This window comes from Wolbachia endosymbiont (group A) of Opomyza germinationis (assembly GCF_964264765.1).
Classification (GTDB): domain Bacteria; phylum Pseudomonadota; class Alphaproteobacteria; order Rickettsiales; family Anaplasmataceae; genus Wolbachia; species Wolbachia pipientis.
Window position 1 is genome coordinate 157796 of sequence record NZ_OZ183482.1, and the last position, 24301, is coordinate 182096.

At 33.9% G+C, this 24301-nt stretch carries 15 protein-coding genes; 3 read left to right on the top strand and 12 right to left on the bottom strand.

Features of this window, described 5'->3' with window-relative positions:
• Positions 1-8: 8 nt before the first annotated feature.
• The 9 genes from ACFEL3_RS00845 to ACFEL3_RS00885 all read right to left on the bottom strand — a co-directional run bounded on the left by ACFEL3_RS00845 (position 9) and on the right by ACFEL3_RS00885 (position 11951).
• Positions 9-1154, bottom strand: coding sequence for an MFS transporter (locus ACFEL3_RS00845; protein WP_006280071.1), 1146 nt, complete (start codon positions 1152-1154; stop codon positions 9-11).
• A 127-nt stretch (positions 1155-1281) separates the two neighbouring features.
• Positions 1282-2334 (bottom strand): threonine aldolase family protein, encoded by a 1053-nt coding sequence (locus ACFEL3_RS00850; protein WP_006280070.1) that lies wholly within the window; start codon positions 2332-2334, stop codon positions 1282-1284.
• Entirely contained in the window at positions 2331-3380 is a 1050-nt protein-coding gene (locus tag ACFEL3_RS00855) for a threonine aldolase family protein (RefSeq protein WP_006280069.1), read from the bottom strand. Before ACFEL3_RS00855 ends, ACFEL3_RS00850 begins: the two co-directional genes overlap by 4 nt.
• A 1-nt stretch (position 3381) precedes the next feature.
• On the bottom strand, positions 3382-5157 hold the full coding sequence (locus ACFEL3_RS00860; RefSeq protein WP_265017943.1) for an ABC transporter ATP-binding protein: 1776 nt from the start codon (positions 5155-5157) through the stop codon (positions 3382-3384).
• A complete protein-coding gene (locus tag ACFEL3_RS00865; RefSeq protein WP_006280067.1) occupies positions 5158-6147 on the bottom strand; it encodes a phytanoyl-CoA dioxygenase family protein in 990 nt (329 codons plus the stop codon). It lies immediately after the preceding gene.
• Positions 6148-6150: 3 nt separating this feature from the next.
• Complete coding sequence (locus ACFEL3_RS00870; RefSeq protein WP_006280066.1) at positions 6151-7845, bottom strand: WG repeat-containing protein; 1695 nt, start codon at positions 7843-7845, stop codon at positions 6151-6153.
• The gene (locus tag ACFEL3_RS00875) at positions 7806-10142 is read right to left on the bottom strand and encodes a glycosyltransferase (protein WP_375316764.1); all 2337 of its coding nucleotides are present in this window, start codon (positions 10140-10142) and stop codon (positions 7806-7808) included. The genes ACFEL3_RS00870 and ACFEL3_RS00875 overlap by 40 nt, the downstream gene beginning before the upstream one ends.
• On the bottom strand, positions 10099-11058 hold the full coding sequence (locus ACFEL3_RS00880; protein WP_006280064.1) for an NAD-dependent epimerase/dehydratase family protein: 960 nt from the start codon (positions 11056-11058) through the stop codon (positions 10099-10101). The genes ACFEL3_RS00875 and ACFEL3_RS00880 overlap by 44 nt, the downstream gene beginning before the upstream one ends.
• Before the next feature lie 131 nt (positions 11059-11189).
• Positions 11190-11951, bottom strand: a complete 762-nt coding sequence (locus ACFEL3_RS00885; RefSeq protein ID WP_010082157.1) for a sugar phosphate nucleotidyltransferase — start codon at positions 11949-11951, stop codon at positions 11190-11192.
• A 693-nt stretch (positions 11952-12644) separates the two neighbouring features.
• Here ACFEL3_RS00885 and ACFEL3_RS00890 point away from each other — a divergent pair.
• Positions 12645-16172 (top strand): DEAD/DEAH box helicase, encoded by a 3528-nt coding sequence (locus ACFEL3_RS00890; RefSeq protein WP_044471241.1) that lies wholly within the window; start codon positions 12645-12647, stop codon positions 16170-16172.
• A 707-nt stretch (positions 16173-16879) separates the two neighbouring features.
• The gene (locus tag ACFEL3_RS00895) at positions 16880-19075 is read left to right on the top strand and encodes an AAA family ATPase (RefSeq protein WP_006280189.1); all 2196 of its coding nucleotides are present in this window, start codon (positions 16880-16882) and stop codon (positions 19073-19075) included.
• Positions 19076-20240: 1165 nt separating this feature from the next.
• Here the strand turns inward: ACFEL3_RS00895 and ltrA are convergent.
• The 3 genes from ltrA to ACFEL3_RS00910 form a co-directional block, all read right to left on the bottom strand.
• Positions 20241-21554 (bottom strand): group II intron reverse transcriptase/maturase, encoded by a 1314-nt coding sequence (gene ltrA / locus ACFEL3_RS00900; RefSeq protein WP_265017942.1) that lies wholly within the window; start codon positions 21552-21554, stop codon positions 20241-20243.
• Entirely contained in the window at positions 21517-21645 is a 129-nt protein-coding gene (locus ACFEL3_RS00905; RefSeq protein ID WP_255324786.1) for a hypothetical protein, read from the bottom strand. The genes ltrA and ACFEL3_RS00905 overlap by 38 nt, the downstream gene beginning before the upstream one ends.
• Before the next feature lie 494 nt (positions 21646-22139).
• Positions 22140-23144, bottom strand: a complete 1005-nt coding sequence (locus tag ACFEL3_RS00910; protein ID WP_010962468.1) for a virulence RhuM family protein — start codon at positions 23142-23144, stop codon at positions 22140-22142.
• A gap of 836 nt (positions 23145-23980) precedes the next feature.
• Here ACFEL3_RS00910 and ACFEL3_RS00915 point away from each other — a divergent pair.
• Positions 23981-24121, top strand: coding sequence for a hypothetical protein (locus ACFEL3_RS00915; RefSeq protein ID WP_010962469.1), 141 nt, complete (start codon positions 23981-23983; stop codon positions 24119-24121).
• The last annotated feature ends 180 nt before the right edge of the window (positions 24122-24301 follow it).

Consider the following 24301-nt stretch of genomic DNA (forward strand, 5'->3'; position numbering starts at 1 on the left):
AATTTTTTTTACACCGCTTTACTTAGTTTTTTTAGATCTTTGCTTGATAGTATGGAAAAGCAAACGAGTGCAACAACAGAGCAAATGGAAAAAAATGAAAACATAATACTGTTACCACAGTGCTTAACAAGTACTCCTAAGAGCACGCATGAAAATATTGAACTTGCAATATACCCAAATAATCCTGTTAAGCTTACAATTGCACATACATTATTTTGTGGAGCAATTTCTACAGCTATAACACCTGTCAGTACTTGCACTCCAAATATAAAGAATCCTGATAAGATTGCACAAAGGTTCATAAGAATTATGTTTTGACCAAAGTTCATTGCAATAAAAGTGAGTGCTATACCCAACATATAAAGTGATGCCAGCAAGCTTCTATTTTGAAAGAAGTACATATCACTAATTCTTCCTGTTATTAAAGTTCCAAGGATTCCACCTAAATCATATACGCCTGTTATTAGTGAGGATTGTACAAGAGAAATTTGTAATTTATTCTTTAAAATTATAGGAAACCAAAAGAAGATTCCCATTTTTATAATATAAGCACAAAAAGTAGCACAACATAGAAACCATATGGAACTTGTTACCTTGATACCTATTTGAGATTTCTGCACCTTATAATAGGTAGTAAAGTTGGCACTTTCTTTGTAATATGCCTTTAATATTATATAAATTCCAAAAAGTAAGCATAAGAAACCAGAGTACAAAAATGCACTTTTTGCATTATATATTTTAATTATACTTGGTAATACAATTAAAGTAATACAAGAACCAAGTTGCTGAGATGCGCTCATAACTCCCCATGATGATGCAATTGAAGAGATGCTAGAGTTTGTAACCATAAACTTGGTAATAGCTGGCCAACCTAACCCTTGTGTCCAAGCTAATAATATTAATGTTAACAGTAATAAAGTTAGATTATTATATGATAAAGTTATACCAATGGTTAATAATCCAGTTGCAATATTGCATAGCCCAAACATAAATAATGGATTATTTTTGGAGTCCATGATTATTCCATTAACAAATTTTGATACTCCATAAAAAAAAGAAAAGCAGGCAAAAAAATAGCTTAATTTTACATGGTCAGTATCTATTAACAGTGGTAGAGCAATTGGTATACTTTGTCTTGATAAATAAAGCAGCATATATCCACAGAAGAATAGTAAATATTGAAAGAAGACAAAGTTCACACCTATTCCCAAATAGCTCTATGCAGATGCTAGCATAATACTATATTGGTATAATATTGTTTGACAAGAAGTTTGCAAACAATTAGTGCAGAAAATTACTTAGTATCTTTCTTATAGCAGATACAGTAGTATTAATATCTTCATAGCTTATATCTCTATGTGTTATAGCTCTGATTTTACCTTTGATGTTAGCCATTCTAATTCCATAATTTGTCATTAGTACGTTTATTAATTCTTGAGTAGATATACAATTAGTACGTAATGAAAAATACGCTATATTAGTTTTATACAGGTCGATATCAATTATAACTTGATCTATGGAGTCTAGGCCTTCTATAAGGTGCTGCATTTTTTTATGATCTTCTTCTAAAGAATTTACATTATTACGTAGAGCATATAAACATGCAGCTGAAATAATGCCAGCTTGGTGCATACCTCCGCCAATTTGAAACTTATAGTACCAAGCTTTTTCAATAAAATCTTCACTTCCAAGCAATATTGCACCCATTGGAGCACCTAATCCTTTACTAAAATCAATGAATACCGAATCAAAATAACTTGCATACTCCTTTGGAGATATTTTAGTATGAGCACAAGCGTTGAACAGTCTTGCTCCATCTAAATGAGTGAATACGTCATTCTCTTTGCAGAGACTTGAGATCTCTTGAATATATTCTAAAGGCCACACAGCTCCACCACCAAAATTTGTCGTTTGTTCGATAGAAACAAGCCCAACTCTCGGAATATTTCTTAAACTAGGACGAGTAATAAACTCAACAATTTGTTCTCCAGTAAATATTCCTCTTGTACCTTTGATGGGCAAAGGAGTAGCATGTGCCTGGGCTGCGATCAAGCCAGATTGTACTATGAGTGGATGTGAAGTTTCATCAAGCAGCAAGTAATCACCAGGTCTTTGAATGTGTACTTTATAAGCAATTACATTGGACATCGTTCCTGAAATCAAAAAGATTCCTGCAGGTTTACCTAATATTTTACATGCGGTTGCCACTAATTCGTTCACAGTTGGATCTTCACATGCAGCTTCGTTTCCAACTTTTGCTTTAGCCATCGCTTCCCTCATTTTAGCTGAAGGGTCAGTGTTTGAATCGCTAAAGAAATCTATTTTTACTCTCATATTAAATTTAACACAACCTCCTTTATAATTTCAGCAGCTTTCATGATGTCTGTTTCCTTTGTGCCAAGATGGGTAACTGCTCTTATATGAGACTCGAGCCAAGGAAAAAGCAATAAACCATAAGCTTGGCACTTACTCAAGAAAACCTCATTAGTTACATTTAGTGCTTTTATACTAAAGCTTACTATATTAGTTTCTGGATAAGGTAGTACCAGTTTTATGTGTGGAATTTCCTTAATCTTGTCTGCAAACAGTTTGGCGAGTTTATTGTCTTCTTTAAGCCTAGAAATATTGTTCTGTAGTACATACTTTGCTGCATTAGCACAATACCCTATCTGATGATAACCACTACCTAGCCAAACCTGTAGCTTTTTAGCCCTTTCAATTATCTCTCTTTTACCCATAAGCATTGAACCAAAAGGAGCTCCAAGTCCTTTGGTAAAAGAAAAGCTCATTGTATCCACATATTTAGCATAATCTGCTAAAGCAATATTTGTTTCGACATGAGCATTAAATATTCTTGCACCGTCTAAATGAAGATTTACATTGTGAGCTTTTAAAAAGTGATATAACTCGACTTGTTTTTCAAAAGGATAAATTTTACCATTAAACCCGTTTATACTATTTTCTATAGAAACAAGACTCACCTGAGCAAAAATTTTGTACCTTGGCTTAGAATTAATAGCATATTCTACTTCAGCAACATCTAAGATTCCGCTATTATTTCTAATACAATTAAATACGATATTATTTACTTTTGCATTGCCTGCGCTATCGAAAAAATTAACGTGATAATTATAATGAGTTATTAGTTCATCACCAGGACTTGTTTGACTGGCAATGGCTAATCTATTTGCAAGCATACCGCTGGTTGCAAATAATGCTTCTTCTACTTTGAATAATTGTTTGCAATATTCTGATAAGTCATTACAGCTTTTGTCTTCACCATAAGCAAAATCTCCAACAGTTGCATTACTTATTGCATGTATAACGTTGGAGCTCTGCAGAGTTGTAGTGTCACTTCTCAGATCAATAATTTTTTCCATCTTATTTTTTGCCATTCAAACAACCAATTTGAGCATTCCAAAGTTCCTTGTAAAGACCTTGCTTAGAAACTAATTCAGCGTGTTTACCATCTTGGACAATTTTTCCTTTGTTAAATACTAGAATTCGGTCCATATGTAAAAGTGTAGAAATACGGTGTGCTATAGTAATGGTGGTTTTATTTTCCATCAACTTAAATAAACTCATTTGAATTGTTTTCTCTGTTATAGAATCTAACTGACTAGTTGGCTCATCGAAAAATAATATCGGAGCGTTTTTTAGAAATGCTCTCGCTATGATTATTCTTTGTCTTTCCCCTCCAGATAGCTTTATGCCTTTTTCTCCGACTACAGTTTCATATTGATCGGGTAGAGTCATAATGAAATCGTGAATACCAGCCAGCTTTGCAGCTCTTATTATTTCTTCGATAGTAGATTGAAGTTTACCATATATAATATTTGCTAAAATAGTATCATGAAACAACAATGGTTCTTGAGGTATTACAGATATTTGTTGCCTCAAAGAACTCTGTGTAACTTCCGATACTACTTGATTATCAATCTGTATATTACCTTTTTTAACATCAAATAGCCTTATGATTAAGTTTATAAAAGTAGATTTACCACCTCCAGAATAACCAACTAGACCTACCTTTTCGCAAGGATTAATGGTAACTGAAAAATCTTGAAATAATGACTTCTGACCCTCATAAGAAAAAGAAACATTATTAAACGTTATTCTTCCACTTAATAAATTTAATTTTTTAGCATTTTCCTTATCTTGAATTTCTGGTACGGTAGTCAAGATTGGCAATGCATCTGAAACTTTGCCGAAATGAGTAGAAAATTGGGTAAGATTCCTAGTTAGATGGTTAAGAAACTCTATAATCGATATATTAATTCCAAGTACAAGAGCAATATCTCCTATTGCAATCTTGTTCAATTGATAATCATGAATTAAAAAATACAAGTTTACTGCTTGGAGTATATCAAATGAATAGCCATATATAAACCAAAGCCAAAAGTATGCCCATTGTAATTTTCTTTCTGCAATAGTTTTTTTCTTGCATACTTGAAAAAATTTATGCCTCTCATGCGCTTGCCGAGAAAATAACCTTACTGATATAACATTTAAAATACTGTCGGCTATACCCGCTATTACTTGTGAACTTTGTTTAGAATGATCATCGGCTAATCCGGTAAGCACCCGAAAACTGAAAACCGAAATCAAAATAAAAATGTTCACCCAAATGAATGTAGCTATTGCAAACTTTATATTTACTAGTGATAAAGTATAAATAGCCAAGATTAATGCTATACTATAACTAAAGAAACAGTCTATAAGCAGTCTTATTAGCTCTATCACACTATCCATTAAGTTACTGACCTTATATGCTAAACTTCCGGATAGGTTGTTTTGATAATAGGAATGGTCTTGCTGAAGCAGCCTGTAAAAAGACATATCAGCTATTTTTTGACGCATTGAGGTAAACATTCGAATGTCAACAAAATAGCCATAGAATCTAAAAGCAGTAGTAATAAGTAATGCCATACAAACATAAGCGCTTACAGGTAATAAAAGATTTTCAATTACATTACCTTCTTGATATTTTACAGCTGTATCTAAGATATTTTTTACTAAATACTTTCTAAAAGATAAATCAACAGCCACTACTAGGGCAACCAGGAACATTACAAGCACATTAAGCTTAAACTTGGATAAGATATTCAAAATGAACACCAATATATACTTGAAACTACCAACTCTACTTTTGTTCATTTATAATGCTAGCTCCACCACATTGACTTTTTTATTGAGAAATACAAGCAGTGAAAACCATAAATTTTTGTATATTTTTCCTGAAATGTCTCCAGCATCATGTAGTGCTGACGCTTGATTCAGAATAAGTAGCTTATATAAATCTCGCTTAGCTTCAGCAGTGTTGACCTCAGAAATATTTGTAGTTGTGTCTGTAATAAAGGCTAACCAGCTCTTAATAAGTTCTTCCATATTTTTTGTTTTTATACTTTCCTGGCGACGAAATAATGATAAGTATTCTCTCAGTATAAATTCTGTTAATGCACCACAGTTTAATATACCAAAAACTGAAGGCTGAGGTTTTGGCACACAAGGAAGACTTTTATCTTTTACAACCCATCTCGTAACATAAGCAAACCTATCTTTAGCATCTATATTCTTATCACTACCATGCCATAACCGTGAATCAAAAACTATCGCATCTCCTGCTGAAATAGGTAGTGACTTAATTTTATAATTTTCCCGGTTATCCGAGTATTGATCCAAAAAGTATGGATGCCAAAAATCAACTAGAGGCTGTATTTTCCAGTTGTGACTATCTTCTATAACTTGTAGTGCACCTGAAGTTTTATTGACATTATTCAAAGCTAGCCAAACAGAAAAATGATAAGGGTCATTAAAGCTATAAGAGATGTCCTGATGGAAGGGAACTGCATCTATTAAATCAGCAGTTTTACATATAACATTTGATTTTTTCTGCAGTATCTGGCATTGAAGTGACTTTTCAAGATAATTTTTAATAATTTTATCTAATACTTGAGATACAATTCTAGTTACCTGAGATGATGTACCCCATCTTCCAGTGCAGTTTAAATAGTCAGAAGTTGAAACACCTAATTCTTGAGATAACTTTGATATCTTGCTTATTATATCATTTAAAGACTGAGTTATTAACTCTAAAGGAACTAGATTTTTGATAATAAAAAAACCATTTTTTTGCAATGCTTTCATATATTAACACCTAATGTCAATAACTGATAAATAATCTGTTAAAGGTACAATACTAAAAATTTTAAGCCCTTTTACTTGTTTTAGTATTCTTTTCCAATCGCTCAATGTCCTTAGTTTACCCCCTGTTTCAACCATTACATTAATATCTACAGAACCTCCCACTGGGGAGTAGTAATCTAGGATAGTTTCTATCACTAAAACGCGTGGTATTCCTTTATTTTTTACCAATTTTAAATAAGACAATACCTTATTATCATCATAATGCTGCAGAAAGCGGCAAAAGACACCTAATTCATAATTTGTAGCTGATAATTCTTCTTGAGTTATGAGTTTAATTTTTAAATCTTCTACTGCCTGCCTAGGCACTTTATGTTCGTTGTAATAATATAAGCCTATAGAACCTTTATTGTGTATATCAGAATAAGCAAGAAATAAAGAGTGTACGCCAAATAGCAATATATTTTTAGCACCATCTATATTAACCCTAGAATTAAACTCTTTAGTGTCAAACCTGGAATATCCTAGCAATGCTTGGTAAAACGCTATTTTCCTGTCTTCTGATGTTTCTTTCTCCTTAAAAGATTCAAATGAAGATATTGACTCCTGCCTTAATATATCGGCAATTTTTAACCAATTCTTTTCAGCGGCAACCCTTGCCCACATTGCTGCTGCTTTAGGCAAAAATGGTATTTCCTTAAAACACTTACCTTTTGATGATAGTTGCCATAAGTCCTTGTTCTTATCGTAATCAATAAACCCTATTTCCCACAACGCCCTTAACAGCCTTTCTAGATTTGGAACGATAATATTTAACTTTTGAGATAAAACTGGCATAGTTGCAGGTAAGATATTTAACAAATCAAGTTCAATAGCAACATTTGCGAGGTAAGTTTTCCAAAAGGCTGAAAGTTCTGCAGAAATCTTATGCACTTGAGATTCTTTATCTAAATCAAAAATACTAAACTTTACGTTTCCGGTAATATCGATCTGTCCTAATACACCTTCAAAAGTTTCAACTTTTGCCATGCCATTATAGAATGCTTCTACCATTTTAAATCTTTGCCGGTAAACAGGATTGCCATTAATATCTATATGAAACCAGCCATGCTTATCTTCTGCAATAGCAAATCCTTTATGAAAAACATTAAGCTTTTTATACCATTTATTATGTACTAACTTTCCATGATTATTAATATGTGTAGCTTTACCATCTTTATGGACTACAGCGATACCATCCTTAAAATCCCCAACATAATTGTATTCTTGCTCATAAACTCTATTGCCGTTCAAATCAATATGAAAAAACTTATCATGCTTTCTAATCACACAAATATCTTCTTGGTAATTTCCAATCCATTGATACGAATGTTTGTATACTCTACATCCAGATGGATCAATATGGTAATACCCTGTGTCATCTTCTACGGCTGCTCTATTGCAGTAAAATCCAAAAGTTTTTAAAAATCTGTCGCGATAAATTGCTTCTCCCATTGCATCGATGTGATAAGCGCCTGTCTCATCATAAACTGGTGCAAGGCCAGGCTCGTGAAATTTATCAACTCTAATAAATCTATTTTTGTACAAAGGATTTTCTGACAATTGGTGAAACCTTTCACAGGGGGAAACCCTAATAGATTTAAGGTACTCACTATCTTTCATTAATTGACTAATGGTTTTCTCATGTTGCATGTTTTGCATAATTCATAGTTTAAATAATTCTTTTGTAAGTTTAGGTACTCGCTACTTTGCCATATTTCCTCCAGTTTAACTTCATTAACATTGCCAAAATCTCCTAATGTTTTGCGTAGTTCATCTGGAGCACAGCAGGGACTAAACTTGCCTTCATTGTTTATCCATGCTTCTTTACCTAAAAATGGGCACTGACCACCTGGAGCCAAATCCTTGATACCCTCTTGAGAAAGGATCGTAAAATTTTCTAATTTTATCTTTTTACCATTTGGCAATAGCATATTATCCCTAAGTTCATATAACCTTCCCACCTCCGTATTCCATCTACTAATTGCTAATTCATCTCTCCTCATAGATAGATCCTTAATTTCCTTAAAATGTGCCCAAAGATGATGTCCTTTAACTCTATCTATGCCATTTTTTATAGCCATCTCAACTATGTCGTAAAGTTCATGTAAATTACTTTCTAAAAATGTTAATTGTAAAGTAACGGTACACCTTTCACCTGTATCGCTAAAGTATTTATCTCTAACTTCAAGGAAAGTTTTTAAATTTTCTGTCACTACTTCCCATTTTGAACCTTTCATGATTCTTTCATGAGTTTCTTTAGTTGCCCCATTCCAGGAAATCTTAACATCAGATAAAATTGGTACCAATAGTTCAGCCCATTTTCTAGCTCCTTTAATAGGAAAAGAACCATTGGTCGTGAGGTTAAGCTTCAGGCCGAACTCATGGCACAAATTGATTATTTCATCAAAGCTTTTATACATTAAAGGCTCACCCATAGTAGAAGGAATGATTTCCCTTAAAGGTGTTCCATCTGCTTCCTTAATTACCTTCCTGATAGTTTCTATTGACATTATCTTGGGTTTTATCCCTTTAGCTTTCTTCTCCTCTTTAACTTTACTATATGGTGAAAAGCATTCACACATTACACAAGCAAAGTTGCAGTAATCTGGATTAGTATCAAAAGTAATTCTCCAAGGACCAGGTTTTGTAGCCACTGATTTGCCTTTATTTTCAATAACATTACGGTAAATTTTGTTAAGTTTCTCAGTATGCTCACTTATAGAAGGTACATTACCATTTTTAGTATAAAGATAGCCTCTTTGGGTCAGTTCACTGTATAATTCCTGGTCTGTAGATAGGACTTGCATTTTTTCTGACAAACTATTTGTATCTCTATGCTTAAATAATAGTCCGTTTATTCCATCTCTTACATATTCTGCCATGCCACCATAATCAGCCGTTATTACTGGTACACTCAGTTGCTGTGCTTCATGTATTACTAATGGTGAATTTTCACCCCAAATTGAAGGAACAACTATCGCATCAACTTTATTAAATACATCAGTAACTATATTTTTATTGTTATAACTTCCCATCCATTCTATCCTTTCTTTAACAGCATGTGGAAACTGATCGGCAATCGCTTTTAAAGTTTTAGTTTCTTCCCTTGCCGCTCCCCAAATTCTAAGTTTTGCTTTAGATGATAAGCGAGAAAAAGCCTTCAATAATAGGTCAACACCTTTCTCGGGAGTATGAGTACCTATATAACCGAAAATAAACCCTTTTTCTTGCACCCTATTTCTATTCTTAAGACGATTTAGATCAAAACCATAATCAAGATAAGAAATATTGTTTATCGGAACATTAAAGTCTTGAGTAAATTTATCCATTAAGAATTTTGACGGAGCAATGAAGTAATCTATATAGTCCACTACTTTCTTTGTTTGCTTCATTCTAGTTGCAACCCATTGTTCCCAATAATTTAAGTCTGAATTCAAGAATTCTTCATCTCCTGTAAAATGCCCCTTGTAACATTGGGTTGCACATTTTTGATCCTTCTGTCCATCACAAAGCCGTAACAAATCTTCAGAATTACGTTGAATAAATCTTCCTCTTGGACACATTAACCAAAAATCATGTAGCGTAAAAATTGTAGGTATATTTTCTTTAAAAGCAACTTCTGGTAAAGTAATTGATAGATGATTAAGATGACCAAAATGTATAAGATCTGGTTGAAAGTTATCTATTATTCTTTTAAATTTTATATTTACTTCTTCATTGATAAATTTGTAACGATATTTAGTTGTAGGTATATTAATTAAATTCAGTAAGATCCGGGAATCACTACAGTCCAGAGCTATAGTATAATGGAAATCAGGTAAGAAGCTGTTTTCATGCCTAGTAAATATTTGTACCTCATTATTATTGGCTAGTTCATGGGCAAGAGTTTGGCTGTAAACCTCCGAACCAGCGCTATAATAAGGAGGGTAACCATGAATAACTTTTAATATTTTCATATATTACCATATCTATATTGTTAGGATATTCTTGTGTATTGTTTTGTAGACTTTTTATAAATTTACCTAATCCTACTTTTAATGAATGCTTTGGAGACCAACCAAGTAGCTCTTTAGCTCTAGTAAAATCACCATGGAACTTAGTTACGTCAAAATTTCTTGGAGGATAAAAATCAATTCTAGAATCACTTTCCGTGACTTTTAATATTGTTTTTGCTAAGTTTTCTAAAGTACATGGGCTATTAGTAGTAAGATGAATAGCAGGAAGAGAAGATTTCTCGTTTTGTAAATATTTAACAGTTAAGTATATACCCTCTATAACATCATCCAAATAGGTAAAATCAAAAACACATTCTTTACCTTCTATCCTAATTGGATCGCCTTTCAATGCATTGATACAGAGTGCAGGAATTACTCTACTACTATGATCTAGTAAACCACCATATACATTTGAGAAGCGTAATATTGCTACATTAAAGTTAGAACCTTTTAAATTTATTACTTGTTCTTCAATAAATGCTTTACCTTTGGCGTAATTATTTATTGGGTTGATACTAGCAGACTCTGCAACTGGTAGTTCCTTTTGTTCTCCATATACTTCTCTACTGCTTGCATATATAAACCATGGTTTATTCGGAAGCGACTTGCAGAATTCTAAGAATTGGATTGTACCATCGACATTAACTTTTTGGCACAATTCAGGATAAAGCTCACCATGTATAACTCTAGAAATTGCAGCCAGATGAATAACCCCCGTACACTTAGCGAGTAGCGGCATTATATCTTCTGAAAAAAAACTGAGTGGGTTGTCGCGAAACCTAATATCGCAGCTTATTACTTCATAACCCTGCTTTTCTAACTTTTCTACTAAAGCCGATCCTATCAAACCTGCAGCACCTGTTATTAATATTCCCATGTGTCCCTCTCACTACAACCAGGAAAATCTTTCACACCTATCATCTTACAAGTAAGACTTAAAAAGCATTATAAAACTAGTATAAAACAAATGTCAACTTAAATTAAGGATCAATGAATAAAAAAATATAGTTATGAAAGAAGGGTTGGTTGTCTTCTTCTATTTGCCTGAAAATAACGTTCTGCTTTGACCAAATCCTCTTTGTTATTTACCCCCATTGCTTCCTTTTCGTCAGCGACTACATAACCTGCACGTAAGTTATTGCTTGCTGCAATGGGTATTATATCATTAAGACAACATTCGTTGGTCGAATCATTAAATTTTACTTCTTTTATTAGGGTATAAAGATCTTTAGCGTATGAAACCATTATTCCAGAGTTTGCAAGAAGAATTTCATCTTCACTTTTCAAGACTTTTTGAACATTGTCATTATCATCAATTACTAATCTTCCATATTGCTTATCTTGACTATTAAATCCAAGAAGAACTAAATTTTTATTATTACACTTTAAACAATCAGTCATTCTCATAACTGTATCACTAGATATAAACGGGGTGTCTCCGTACTGTATTAAAACTATGTCTTGGTCAGATAACCGCTCCAGGCTTTCTAGGGCAATTTTAACTGCAGTGCCAGTACCTGTAATATTTTCTTGAATTATCAATTTTATATTATATTTATCAATTATATCTTTTAAGGTACTAAATCTTTCTAACTCCTTTAGAAAAGGCTTGTTAATGACAATTGATAGACTTTTTAAACTCAGCGGTTTTGCATTGTGAATTATATGCTCTAAAAGAGTAAAATTTCCTACTAGGTGTAGTGTTTTTGAGTACTGTGAATTCATTCTACTGCTTTTTCCTGCTGCTAATATTATCAACGTGTTATCCATACATAACTCAAGAACTTACTAGGAGGTAAGTTAAGTGATAATTAATGAGTTGTAAAGTCTACTATAGTTTCCTAAATGATCCAGAAAAAATAATTAACATGCTTGAAATATATAAATCCTCTATGACGCTAATATAGATTAGCCGATAAAGTAAGCTTCCCAGAACTACTCATTTATATTGACCCATCAGTACTTATACAAAAGCTAGTTGATCGAGAAAATAGGCAAATCCTTATCAACGGCCTACTACTTTTCCTAACTTATGCTTCCTTGTTATATTGTTGAGTATACTTTTTAAATAGTTTTTTTCTGTTTTCTATCAACCAATAGAAGTTTCTTTTAGCCCATAAGGATATTTATATAGGAACTGATATTTTCTATGCTGGCAAGAGTCTTGACGCCGTAAAAAAAACTACTCAATAATTGGGTAACTTCTGATGACATTTTCACTGTACATTTATCGCACAACATTAGTGCTACAATCACAGGTGTAAAGGTATTAAACAACCTTTAAAAAGTTTCACTTTTCCCTTAATCAATTTTTCCTTTGATATAAGTGTTTATTGCTTTTGCCCTCTCTGTTGTTATAATTAACATTTTGTAGTAGTTCAAGATGAGTTTTGCATATTCAGAGAAAATCGTCCATAGAATCAGCATCTAGCTTATCTAGGTTAAAATATATAGTTTTACAAGATGACTATTTATGGAAGAACATGGTGGGGTAAGAAGTGGCTCCAGTCTTTTGACGGAATAGATTATGATAACCGTCTTCCACGTGGCAGAACTTGTGCTAATACTGGTCGAGCTTTTGGTATTAAAATTAATGGTCACATAGTTACAGCTAAAGTTCATAGCTCAGGATCTTACCCATATCGTGGTTCAAAACCTCAACCATATAAAGTCAAAATTATACTCAATGAATTAAGCTCATCAGAACAACAGACCATTCGTCAAATTATTGAAACTTCACCAGCTATATTAGCTAAATTGATAAATAGACAATTATCAGCCAGCTTGTTTGATAAGCTTAATGATCTTGGGATTAAATTATTTCCTTCAAATTGGCAGGAGATGAATGCAAGTTGTAGTTGTCCTGATTGGGCTATGCCTTGTAAACACATTGCTGCTGTAATTTATCTTATTGCTGCAGAAATTGATAAAAACCCCTTCATGATTTTTAATATTCATAATTGTAATTTGTCAGCACTTATCGATGATTTTGGGAATGGAAAATTAGAAAATGCTCAAAACATTTTAAAGATAGATGATATATTTAAGGCATGTTCTAAAATTAGAATACATAACCAAGCAATTTTAAATGATATTGATTTATCAACTATTCCTAACCTTTTTGATTGTATCAGTAGTATTTTAACAGATAATCCACTTTTTTTTGAAAAAAACTTTCATAATATCTTACAGATAGCTTATAAGCATTGGCAAAAGTATCCTGCAGGAAGATTAGTGTACTATCCAGCTTCTAAGAAGGAACTATCAGAAGAGGAGCTATTTATTAAAAGATGGGGAAATATTGAGAATTGGCAAACATTTCAACTATTCATTGATGATCAGCATTACCTTACTCAAGTGAGCAATGGTACAACTAATTTATTTAGGCTCAGTGGAAATGTATTGAGGGATGTAGCACGATTTTTAAATGATATTCCTAGTTCGTTACTCCACAAACTTAACCCTGAACTTCGCTTCATGCATATGATTTCACAGTTTGCACATATGCTAATGGAAAAGTCAGCGCTAATACCACAAGTATTACAAAACAAAAGAGGAGAAGTAATAATTAGGTGGATTCCGGCGTTGTTTAATGAGTCAGTTAAGGAAATTCATAGCAAGATATCATCTATTTGTCCGCCTCTATTGATTAAATATCAAGAAATCGTTATGGAACCAGAGGAACAAGTAAATGTTGCTATCTCTCTCATCCTTTTAGGGTATATAGAAGATAACTTTCCTGCATCACTGGATAAGCATAGAGATAAATCCATCTTTGAATTATTCTTTACTGGAAGATCATACAAGTTTACTGAGTTTAGCAACAAGGAAATACCGCAAGCAATTAATCTCTGGCTTTCACGTCTTTATTTAGCAGATAAACCTTACAAACTCTATTTAATGATAAAAGATCACCATGAAAAATTTGAACTTGAGGTACAGTTATCACTGGATGATGAGAAGTCATTCATCAAGCTGGAAAAAGCACTCTCTAATCAAAACGTAAAGCTTAGTATTTTATCTGATCTTGCACTTTTGTCTGAATATATACCTGAACTAGAAAAGTCGATTGACGATAATAGCACATTATCATTTAATTTAGATAATTTTGCACCATTATTTTTGCATATCTTGCCTGTACTAAGAGCAATAGGCATCAAAGTTATTTTGCCGAAATCTTTACAAAAAATCTTAAAACCACAATTAAGTCTTAATTTGTCTACTAAAGATAAAATAAAAGAAGATCGCGAAAGCTTTTTAACGCTGGAAAATTTATTGAAATTTGATTGGAAAGTAGCAATAGGAGATAAAAAACTAAGCGTTACAGAATTTAAAAAATTGCTAAAAGATTCCCGAGGGCTTGTGCGAATAGTCGATCAGTACGTCCTTTTGGATGACAAAGAGGTAGAAGCTTTATTAAAAAAACTTGATAAATTGCCTGATTATTTAAGTCAAGCAGAGCTTATGCAAGCTGCTCTAACAGGAGAAGTAAATGAAACTAAAGTAGCATTTGACCAGCAGCTTACAAGCTTATTTAATAAACTTAATACTTACACACCTGTTACTACACCAAATAATCTAATAGCACAACTACGCCCATATCAAGAACGTGGATTTAGTTGGCTTGTACAGAACATAGAAAACGGGTTTGGTAGCATAATTGCTGATGATATGGGTCTTGGTAAAACATTACAGGTTATAGCAGCTATTCTGTGTTGCAAAAATACAGGGTTTTTGGATCGGGACAGAGTCTTGGTAGTAGCTCCCACAAGCATATTAAGTAATTGGCAACGAGAGATGGAACGTTTTGCACCAGAATTAAAGCTTTTCGTCTATCACGGACAAAATCGAGAATTGGCAAGTGATTATGATGTAGCTCTAACATCCTATGGTCTTGCACGTCGTGATAAAAAAGAACTTAATAAAATTCGCTGGTTTTTGCTCGTGATTGATGAAGCACAAAATATAAAAAATCCTAATACCGAACAAACCAAGGCAATTAAAACTATTGCAGCAAAACATAAGATAGCTATGAGTGGTACGCCTGTTGAGAATAGGTTGCTTGAGTATTGGAGCATTTTTGACTTTATCAACAAATCTTATCTTGGTACTCCTAAGCAGTTTAAAAGCAGCTTTGCAACACCGATTGAAAAAGCAAGAGATAAAACTTGTCTAGAAAGGTTTATGAAAATCACTAGCCCTTTTATGTTACGTAGGCTTAAGAGTGATAAAAGCATTATTCAGGATTTACCAGATAAAATTGAGAACAATCGTTATTGTTCCCTCACTTCAGAGCAAACAGCGCTTTATCAAAAGGTTGTTGATACAACTATGGAGAAGATAGAAAAAAGTGAAGGGATTGAACGTAAGGGACTAATCTTTAAACTTATCAATGCTTTAAAGCAAATTTGTAACCATCCATCACAGTTTGGCAAGAAAAAGCGTGCGAGTATTGAACAATCCGGTAAAATGCAGATGCTTGAGGAAATATTGATTAGTATTGGTGAAGTTGCAGAAAAATCATTGATATTTACTCAATACACTGAAATGGGTGAGATTATAGCTAGGCTACTTGAAGAAAGGTTTGAATCAGAAGTGCCATTTTTACATGGAGGACTTTCTAGAAAAGCACGTGATACAATGATTAATGACTTTCAAAACTTATTCCAGTCCAACATTCTTATAGTGTCTTTAAAAGCTGGTGGAACAGGGCTTAATTTAACAGCGGCAAACCATGTAATACATTACGATTTATGGTGGAATCCAGCAGTGGAAGCACAAGCAACAGATCGGGCCTATCGTATCGGGCAAGAACGTAATGTCATGGTGTACAGGCTACTTTCAACAGGTACATTTGAAGAGCGTATTGATGAGATGATTCAAAGCAAGAAGGAATTAGCAAACCTAACTATAAGTAGTGGCGAGAGTTGGATTACAGAATTTAACAACGATCAATTAAGAGATTTAGTTAATATAAAAAATGCACTATAATATAGCTGAGTTATTTAATGTAAAGAACCAGCTAACTACCGCTAATAGTTCAAAATAGAGACAAAGATTTATATTTCGTACTTTATGTCTCATTGGTAGGCAAAAAGCCTGTAATTACGTTTTAAAGTGATTCCACTTTAAACTGTACCCTTTAGCACCTGTAATGCCCTTTAAAATTTGAATAAAAAGCATCTTTAATAATTCTATTCATGAACCAAAAAGTAATTGCCGTTTTCAGAAACTTTTCATTTTTACAGATGGCTTGAAAAGATTATCATTAATAGGTAGGCCAAACTCCTCCAAAGAAAAAAGTTTTTAATTTTTTCAGAAAAAGTCATAAGAAACCCGGTATATATATAGTAGAGGGTTTTCTATCAAAGACACCATTATGAATTATATAGCAGAAAGAAAACATTAGTTTTTTTAATTTATTTTAAATATATCAACAGAATAAAAACTAAGTGGTTGACATGGTGAGTAAAATGTAGTAGAATTATAATAGAGTATTTTTCCTTAAAAGAAAGAAGATACTAAAACCTCACCTTTCACCTGAACTGACTTCCTTTACTTGTTAATATATTTTTCAAGCTTTGCCAAGAGAACCCCCACCGTAGTTTTTACTTACATAATGAAAGAGTAAGACCCCAATCAAAACAGCCTTACTCAAAAACCTTTCAAACGCTTAATCTTAAAAGGAGTTTCAACTTATGGTACAAGATTTTTTAACTGATGTCAAACAAAAAAATACTTTAAATGATGAATATTATGATTTTAATAATACTGTAGAACCATTAGAGCAATTTGATGTAGAAGAAATAAAAAGACAACTATTATTAAACATAAGATCATGCCTTTCTTATTTATTCCCAAGGGGAACTTTTCATGGAGATGAATTCCGAATAGGTGATGTGCATGGTAACAAAGGACAAAGCCTCAGAGTAGCATTAACTGGTGGAAAAGCCGGACTCTGGCAGGATTTTGCAACTGGGCAGAAAGGTGATGTTCTTGATATTTGGGCAGGTGCACAGGGAAAAGATACAAAGAGAGACTTTTGTGAAGTGATGGCCTCTATAAGTGAATGTCTTGGATATAACAAGAAATGCGCAAAGGCTGACGAAGACTTCGAGAAATTTATTACCCACAGTTGGAATTATTATGATGAAAATGGTCAGGTCATTGTAAAAATTTATCGTTCTGATCCTCCTAAAGGAAAAAAGCAATATAAGCCTTTTGATGTTAAACAATCTCGGTATGGTGCGCCAAAAGTAAGACCTCTCTATAACATACCAAGTATTTTAAAGTCTGATAAAGTTGTTCTGGTTGAAGGGGAAAAATGTGCAGAAGCGCTGATAGAACAAGGTATCACAGCAACAACAGCAATGTCTGGAGCAAACGCACCAATTGATAAAACAGACTGGTCACCACTTAAAGGTAAGCATATTATCATTTGGCCAGATAATGATGAAGCAGGTAATAAATACGCAAAAAATGCTGAAAAAAAGCTTTTAGAGATCGGAGTTGCATCACTTGCTGTGCTTGAAATTCCTCGAGGTAAGCCTGAGAAATGGGATGCTGCTGATTGTGTAGAGGAAGGTATAGATGTCAAAGAGTTTTTAGCTTCAACTCCGTTGCTTACTATTGATACTCCAGCTACTGATACTTCAAATATGAAAAGTTTAGAAAGATCCACAAAACAGCCACTTAACATTTTAGATTGGAGTGCAGAGCGCTTTGTAGGTCCGGTACCAGAGCAAAAGTTTCTTGTTGAAGGTCTATTTCCTTTAGGTGTTACTTCAATAATAGCAGCAATGGGAGATACAGGCAAAGGTATGCTTCTTCTTGACCTAGCGCTTAAGGTTGCAAGTGATAAGGATCAGATGTGTGGCTTTGGTTCACTTGTTACTGAACATGGATCAGTAGTGATTTTTTCAGCAGAAGATGATGCAAGTGAGATACACCGCCGCTTAGAACGACTCGACCCTAAGTGTGAAAGGTTGAAACATAAAGATAAATTATTTATTGTACCACTGCCAAACGTCAGAGGATCACTTACAATACTCAGAAATGTTCGTGGTAAAATCGTCGAAGTTTCTCCTGAATTCGAATCCGTAATGAAACAGCTCGAGGAAATTAAAGATCTGAAATTGATAGTATTTGATCCACTTGCTTCATTTATCCATGCAGATATAAATGCTGATCCTGCTGTAGGGGATTATCTAATGTGCTTATTATCTGATTTAGCATGTAGTACTGGAGCTTCGATAATTACTGCTCATCACATGAGAAAGCCAAAAGGAGAAAAACCAATATTAACTGCTGAACAAGCACGCGATGCAATTAGAGGTACCTCTGCTCTTGTTAATGGTGTTAGATGCTCATACGCTTTTTGGCCAATAGAAAATACAGCTAGGCTAGAAATCTTTAAGGCAGTAGGAGAAACACCAAGACAGAATGCTTTGTTTCATGGGGCAGTTGTGAAGGCCAATGGTTTAGCTGATCGCACTGTAAGAACTTACCTAAGAAATCAGGAAACAGGGCTACTAGAAGATATAACAATACAACTAACAGTTAAAAATGCTAGTGAAAAAGACCTTAAAATATGTCTTACTGATGCAATTACACGATCTGCTGTTGCAGGACACCCATTTACTCACACAGGAAGCACAGGAGTATATAAACAACGGCATAGGCTACCTGAGATTTTCCACAGTATGGGAAGAGATCGACTAGAGCGTATAGTTCAGGAACTTTTACAAGCAAAGCAGTTAGTTAAAGGAATGTCTACAGGTGCAAAAGAGGATAAGTGGCTTGACATTCCAACTGGACCATTTGCTTGTGGTATAGGAAAGTTCACTCTTGGAGCTGAAGATTTTAGCTATAGGCAAAATTTAATGTTAGGATAAGTCTTTCTTTATGGGTGGCTCTTTAAATATTTTAGAGTTGCCCTATTTTCTCTATTCAATCTACCATCTACTCAATCTAACTTCGGAGCCACAACCCTATTATAAGTTATGATTTCAATTAAAAAGGGATAAGACATCAAATGGTTGAATTATATTCCTGATTCCTTGGTTACTAAATAAGTAATGAGAAACTAGGAAGCTAAAGATCGCTTGAATCCTAACCTTTTGCCCTCTATTCCTAAAAGTGTTCCTAGTTATTATGTGTCTGAAGTCAGCCAGTATAGCGGATTCTGCGTTCCTAAAACCCTTATATATTATATATATATAATAGTAATAAATAATAATAGATAATATAAAATAATAGTAAAATACAAATAAAGTACAATAACTTAAACAGCAAAAAGAAAGAAGTCCAGAAAGGCTGCCACAAAATATTATTAAGATATTTACATTTAATGAAAAATACAATTAGTGCGTTTTTAAAAGGCTCTTACTCTCATCTTTTTTTTATGCTGATAAAACTCAAATAAACGTTGGTCTGCTAATGCGGTTTTAAAACGATTCTACGACTTCAGGGTACAATTATACCACCAAGACCTAAGTTGCTCATGTAAGGTAGCTTAAAAATCGATTATGAGGCATTTCTAAATTATTTTTTATCTCAAATTTTTATTTATTACAAAAAACCCTAAAGCTAGTCTATCATGTTTTTTTGTTGGTTGCAAAGAAAATTTTTCAAAAAAGATTGAACAACTTGTGGTGAGTATAAGGGGTTAATGGAGACTATATGAGAATACAACAACTTTTATTGCAAACCTCTGAGCAATTGATTGCAAAACTCTCAGTGATGAAACAATCTTTATCAGCAAATTGTAGATGAAGCTAAAGGAAAAAAGTTTGAAGTTACTGCCATAGAAGAAGAGACAGAAGCTCGTAAAATTTGATTGCTGCTTAAAATGGAGACAAAGAGCAAAGTTTATTTACGTCTCCAACAGAAAAGCTTCTTTTGTAGTAGTCAAAAAAAGCAGAGATATAGGGCTTTCTGAAGGGAGGGGGTCTGGTAGAGACTCATGACCTTGAAACCAGCGATTTGGTCTCATAACCATAGTCTCCCCAAAAGAACCGTGCTTGCGGATTTCCCGCACACGGCTCCACAATACAGCGTTCACACTAGTGCTCCTGTGTATAAAGAAACATATACCTTTGGTTTTGGTAATGGATTTACTTTTAAATAGTGTATAAATTGTTCCCAATCCATACTTTTCTTTTGACTACGTCGGTTTATCCACTTAAATGCTAACTTTGTTACCGGTCGATAGAATTGAATCAAACACCGATAATTTCCGCTAACTCCGAAGTAGCTATAGTGTCCTGTTAGTTTGGCTTTAAGTTTCTGCCACCAATCTTTGAGACAGATACGACTTCGTACCATCTTCAACCATTCTTTGATTTCTTTAATCTTTCTGGCTAGGCTTATTTTTGAAGTTTTCTGCTTCATCATAAGTTTACCATTACGACTTTTTCCACAATAATGTGTAAATCCTAGAAAGTTGAAGCTAGCCGTCCTACGTTTCTCTCTTTCTGCTTGATACCATTCTTTCTTACCAAACTTTACTATTTTTGTTTTATTTTCAGCTATTTCCAACCCAAATTTACTTAGTCTTTGTTTCAGTAATTCTAGAAATTCTTTTGCGTCTTCTTCCCTCTCGCAGCCAACTACAAAATCGTTGCAAAACCTTATTAGCTGTAAATATCCTCTGGCTTTTGGCTTAAATTTCTTTTCAAACCATAAGTCCAGCACATAGTGTAAGTATATATTAGCTAATACAGGGCTTACTATACCACCTTGTGGTGTGCCTTGATCGGTTGCTTTATAACATCCAACTTCGACTATTCCTGCCTTTAGAAATCGTTTTATTAACCACAATAAATTTGGGTCAGCTATTCGTTCCCTTAGACAATTCATTAGCCATTTATGTTGAACATTATCAAAGAACTTCTTGATATCCACTTCTACAATATAGTTAATTGGTTTGTGCATAACTGCTTTATCTAGAGCGTTTATCGCCTGATGACAATTTCTTCCTGGTCGAAATCCATACGAGCTGTCCATAAAGTTTGCTTCATAAATATTTTCTAATATCTTCTTTAGCATTACCTGTACCAACTTATCTTCCGTTGATGGTATTCCGAGACCGCGCTTCTCTTTGCTCCCGGCTTTGGGTATGTATACCCTTTTCACTGGTAGCGGTTGATATTGTTTTCTCTTCATACTATCCACTAGTGTTTTAAGTTTCTCTTCTAGATTTTCTCCATAAGCTTCCACTGTCACACGATCTATACCACAAGCCTTGTTGCGTTTTAGTTCCTTATAACACTCTGCAAGATTCTCTTCATTAATCAAATGAACTAATGATGTAAATTTTACTCGCTTATCTTGCTTAGCCCTTACTGCTATCTGGTTTAGTTTTCCTTGCATACTCCTCTAATCTCTGTTGTATTGGTATAGCAATCCCTATACCAGTCACTATATTGCTAACCGCTTCCCCTTGTATGTGGCTTTCCCACACTCCGAGTACTATCAGTTAGTCCGACTTCCTTTGCATCTTCCTCCAGTCCTCGCCTTTATTGACTTGTTCCAGAGTACCCTTACAGGAATACAAAGGATCTCCCAAGTTCACGTAAGGTCCATCTCAACACATGACGCGGCCTTCGATCCCGATGAGGTGAGTAATATCTTGCCTTAGCGTTATTACCCATGTTGCCTTCCACCAAATGTAAAGTGTCAGCCCCCATGACGCGTGAATTACGGGACTCAATACCTTCACTTTCGTTGCACCCTATGTTGTCCATTCCATTAGCTTTACTACGCTCGTTACCTTACGCAGCATAATGGTTTGTTCCAGGTTGCCGGCTAAGCTTTACCCGTGTTGGATTTTCACCAACTGTTCCTTACGCACTTCTTGGCGCACACAATTTTTCACCCCCCTTAAAATTAAAACAAAAGGTGGTAAACAAGATGTCAAACACAGATAACTCAACTACAAGCTGGTTTTTGTTGTAGTTAGATAGTTATTTTCTCACTTTCTTTACTTGCTTTAATTAATTCATCAAAATCAGATTCATGTAATTTGTCCTGTATAACTCTGTACTTTTCGTATTCTCCTTCAGCCAGGGCTTTTGCAACTTCAGCACTAACTTTACCGGCATCTTTAAGTACTTCATAATCATTGAATAATAGAAATGCATCCAATTTTTCAGCCCAGTCTTGCATTTTCATCAGCCGATTCTTTTTTGCTTGAAGTTCTGCATAATCTAGATACATCGAAACAATGTGGTTTAGTTCACTTAGTTCTTCTTCAGTTAAGTAATTTTTCGCAATACTTACATCACTCTTGTGAATTTTTTTACCTGGACCATCTTTCCATGTAGTTAGCCCCATATGTGGTTTTTTGTGATCAACCCGAGAACATATCAACTCTGCTGCAGTTAAACCATAAATTGCCCAATATAATTTGTTTTGTACTTTTGCGTAAAATTGTTTTGTTATTTCTGAATTTGGATCGTAATCTGCAGAACATTCGGCATAAATGTCGGTAATCTTCTGGTAAAATCTACGTTCGGATGCTCGTATTTCCCTGATTTTTTCAAGTAATTCATTGAAGTAGTCTTTGCCAAACTTTTTCCCGTTTTTTAGTCGTTCACTATCTAAAGCAAATCCTTTGATAATAAAATCCTTCAAAACTTTTGTAGCCCATACTCTGAATAATGTTGCTTTTTTAGAATTAACTCGATAACCAACAGCTATAATTGTATCTAAATTGTAAAGTTGTGTTGGGTAATTTTTACCGTCTGCAGCGGTTACCTCAAAAGTGGAAACAACTTCTTTTTCCTGTAATTCACCAGATTCAAATATGTTCTTGATATGCTTACTAATAGCTGGCAGTTGTACATCAAATAATTCAGCCATCCTTTTTTGCGTAAGCCAAAGATTTTCATCTCTGCATAAAACTTCAATTTCTATATTTCCACCTGGAGTAGTATAAAATACAATCTTATTCTCATCCATTATCTATCTCCTATAACTTACAAACAAACCATTGATCATCAATAGGAATTTAACCAATTAATTGTCTCTACTGCAACTAAATTCTTTAAAACGTCTTTAGAGGGCTATTATAACTTATTAATGAGCTGGATAGAGGGGAATATCTGTTTTATCAAAAATTCATGTGACCTCTTCTCAGCTCCAGTAAACAGTTATTTCCAAAATGGAAACAACTCAAATAGTAAGGTGTCTAGGAGGTCGGACTTCCGTTTAGCGGGTTCTTAAAGTTTAGGCTCTCTTTAATTTCTGAGCTGCATTCAAATTATTTTAACTTTTTTTCAGAAAATCCCGGAAAAAGTGGTGAGAAATCCGGAGTATAGTGGCATTGAGTGTAGATGTGCTTCAAACACAAAAGTCGGCAAATAAACAGAGTAGAAAAGATTGAAGGAAGCAAAAGAAATTTAGGCTTTTGGTAAGTTACGTAATTGAGAATTTGTATTTTTTTAGATGAGGTAAAAACTTTGTTTTAAGGCTAGATGCAACTTTAGGGTACAAATACTACTATTACCAAAGAACGCATATAATACCCCTTAGAACTCGAATAAATGGCATTCTTAGCAATTCTATTACTGTATAGCAAACTCACAGGTGAGTTTAGCACGTTTTTTACGCTTTGCAAAGAAAAATTAAAAAAAAGTGAACAGTTTTTGTAAAATCGGTGAATATATATAATACCAAGTCCTAACTAAGGTAGGTAGCATAAGATTCTTGTCATTGGCCAACAAAAACCCATTCATAGCGTATTTTGAAGGAACCAGACGATATTTAGCGCTACTTATAGTTTTAAATAATAGCAAATGTCAATCCTCACACTCGACCTCGGCAAACAAACCGGCTGGGCTATTCTTACAGATGGAGTAATTCAAAGTGGGAGTGAAAGTTTTCATGGTAATCGTTTCAGCGGAGGTGGAATGGCTTTGTTGCATCGCTACTTATGAAAGGCTAACTATAGTTAGGATTATAAGCAACCTATTGAAAATCTTGTTTTTTTGCAATCAATCTGATCAAATTTAAGAATAGTAATTTGTTATTTATATTAATAAATTTAATTCTATTGAAAATAGCTAAAGCATTGAAATTCTTGAATTTTAGCCAGATTAGTGAGTGGTAGTGAAATT

Excerpts from the sequence above, each read along its gene's own strand:
- ACFEL3_RS00845 (WP_006280071.1), bottom strand. The coding sequence starts at position 1,154 with ATGCTGCTTTATTTATCAAGACAAAGTATACCAATTGCTCTACCACTG.
- ACFEL3_RS00850 (WP_006280070.1), bottom strand. The coding sequence starts at position 2,334 with ATGAGAGTAAAAATAGATTTCTTTAGCGATTCAAACACTGACCCTTCA.
- ACFEL3_RS00855 (WP_006280069.1), bottom strand. The coding sequence starts at position 3,380 with ATGGAAAAAATTATTGATCTGAGAAGTGACACTACAACTCTGCAGAGC.
- ACFEL3_RS00860 (WP_265017943.1), bottom strand. The coding sequence starts at position 5,157 with ATGAACAAAAGTAGAGTTGGTAGTTTCAAGTATATATTGGTGTTCATT.
- ACFEL3_RS00865 (WP_006280067.1), bottom strand. The coding sequence starts at position 6,147 with ATGAAAGCATTGCAAAAAAATGGTTTTTTTATTATCAAAAATCTAGTT.
- ACFEL3_RS00870 (WP_006280066.1), bottom strand. The coding sequence starts at position 7,845 with ATGCAAAACATGCAACATGAGAAAACCATTAGTCAATTAATGAAAGAT.
- ACFEL3_RS00875 (WP_375316764.1), bottom strand. The coding sequence starts at position 10,142 with ATGAAAATATTAAAAGTTATTCATGGTTACCCTCCTTATTATAGCGCT.
- ACFEL3_RS00880 (WP_006280064.1), bottom strand. The coding sequence starts at position 11,058 with ATGGGAATATTAATAACAGGTGCTGCAGGTTTGATAGGATCGGCTTTA.
- ACFEL3_RS00885 (WP_010082157.1), bottom strand. The coding sequence starts at position 11,951 with ATGGATAACACGTTGATAATATTAGCAGCAGGAAAAAGCAGTAGAATG.
- ACFEL3_RS00890 (WP_044471241.1), top strand. The coding sequence starts at position 12,645 with ATGACTATTTATGGAAGAACATGGTGGGGTAAGAAGTGGCTCCAGTCT.
- ACFEL3_RS00895 (WP_006280189.1), top strand. The coding sequence starts at position 16,880 with ATGGTACAAGATTTTTTAACTGATGTCAAACAAAAAAATACTTTAAAT.
- ltrA (WP_265017942.1), bottom strand. The coding sequence starts at position 21,554 with ATGCAAGGAAAACTAAACCAGATAGCAGTAAGGGCTAAGCAAGATAAG.
- ACFEL3_RS00910 (WP_010962468.1), bottom strand. The coding sequence starts at position 23,144 with ATGGATGAGAATAAGATTGTATTTTATACTACTCCAGGTGGAAATATA.
- ACFEL3_RS00915 (WP_010962469.1), top strand. The coding sequence starts at position 23,981 with ATGTCAATCCTCACACTCGACCTCGGCAAACAAACCGGCTGGGCTATT.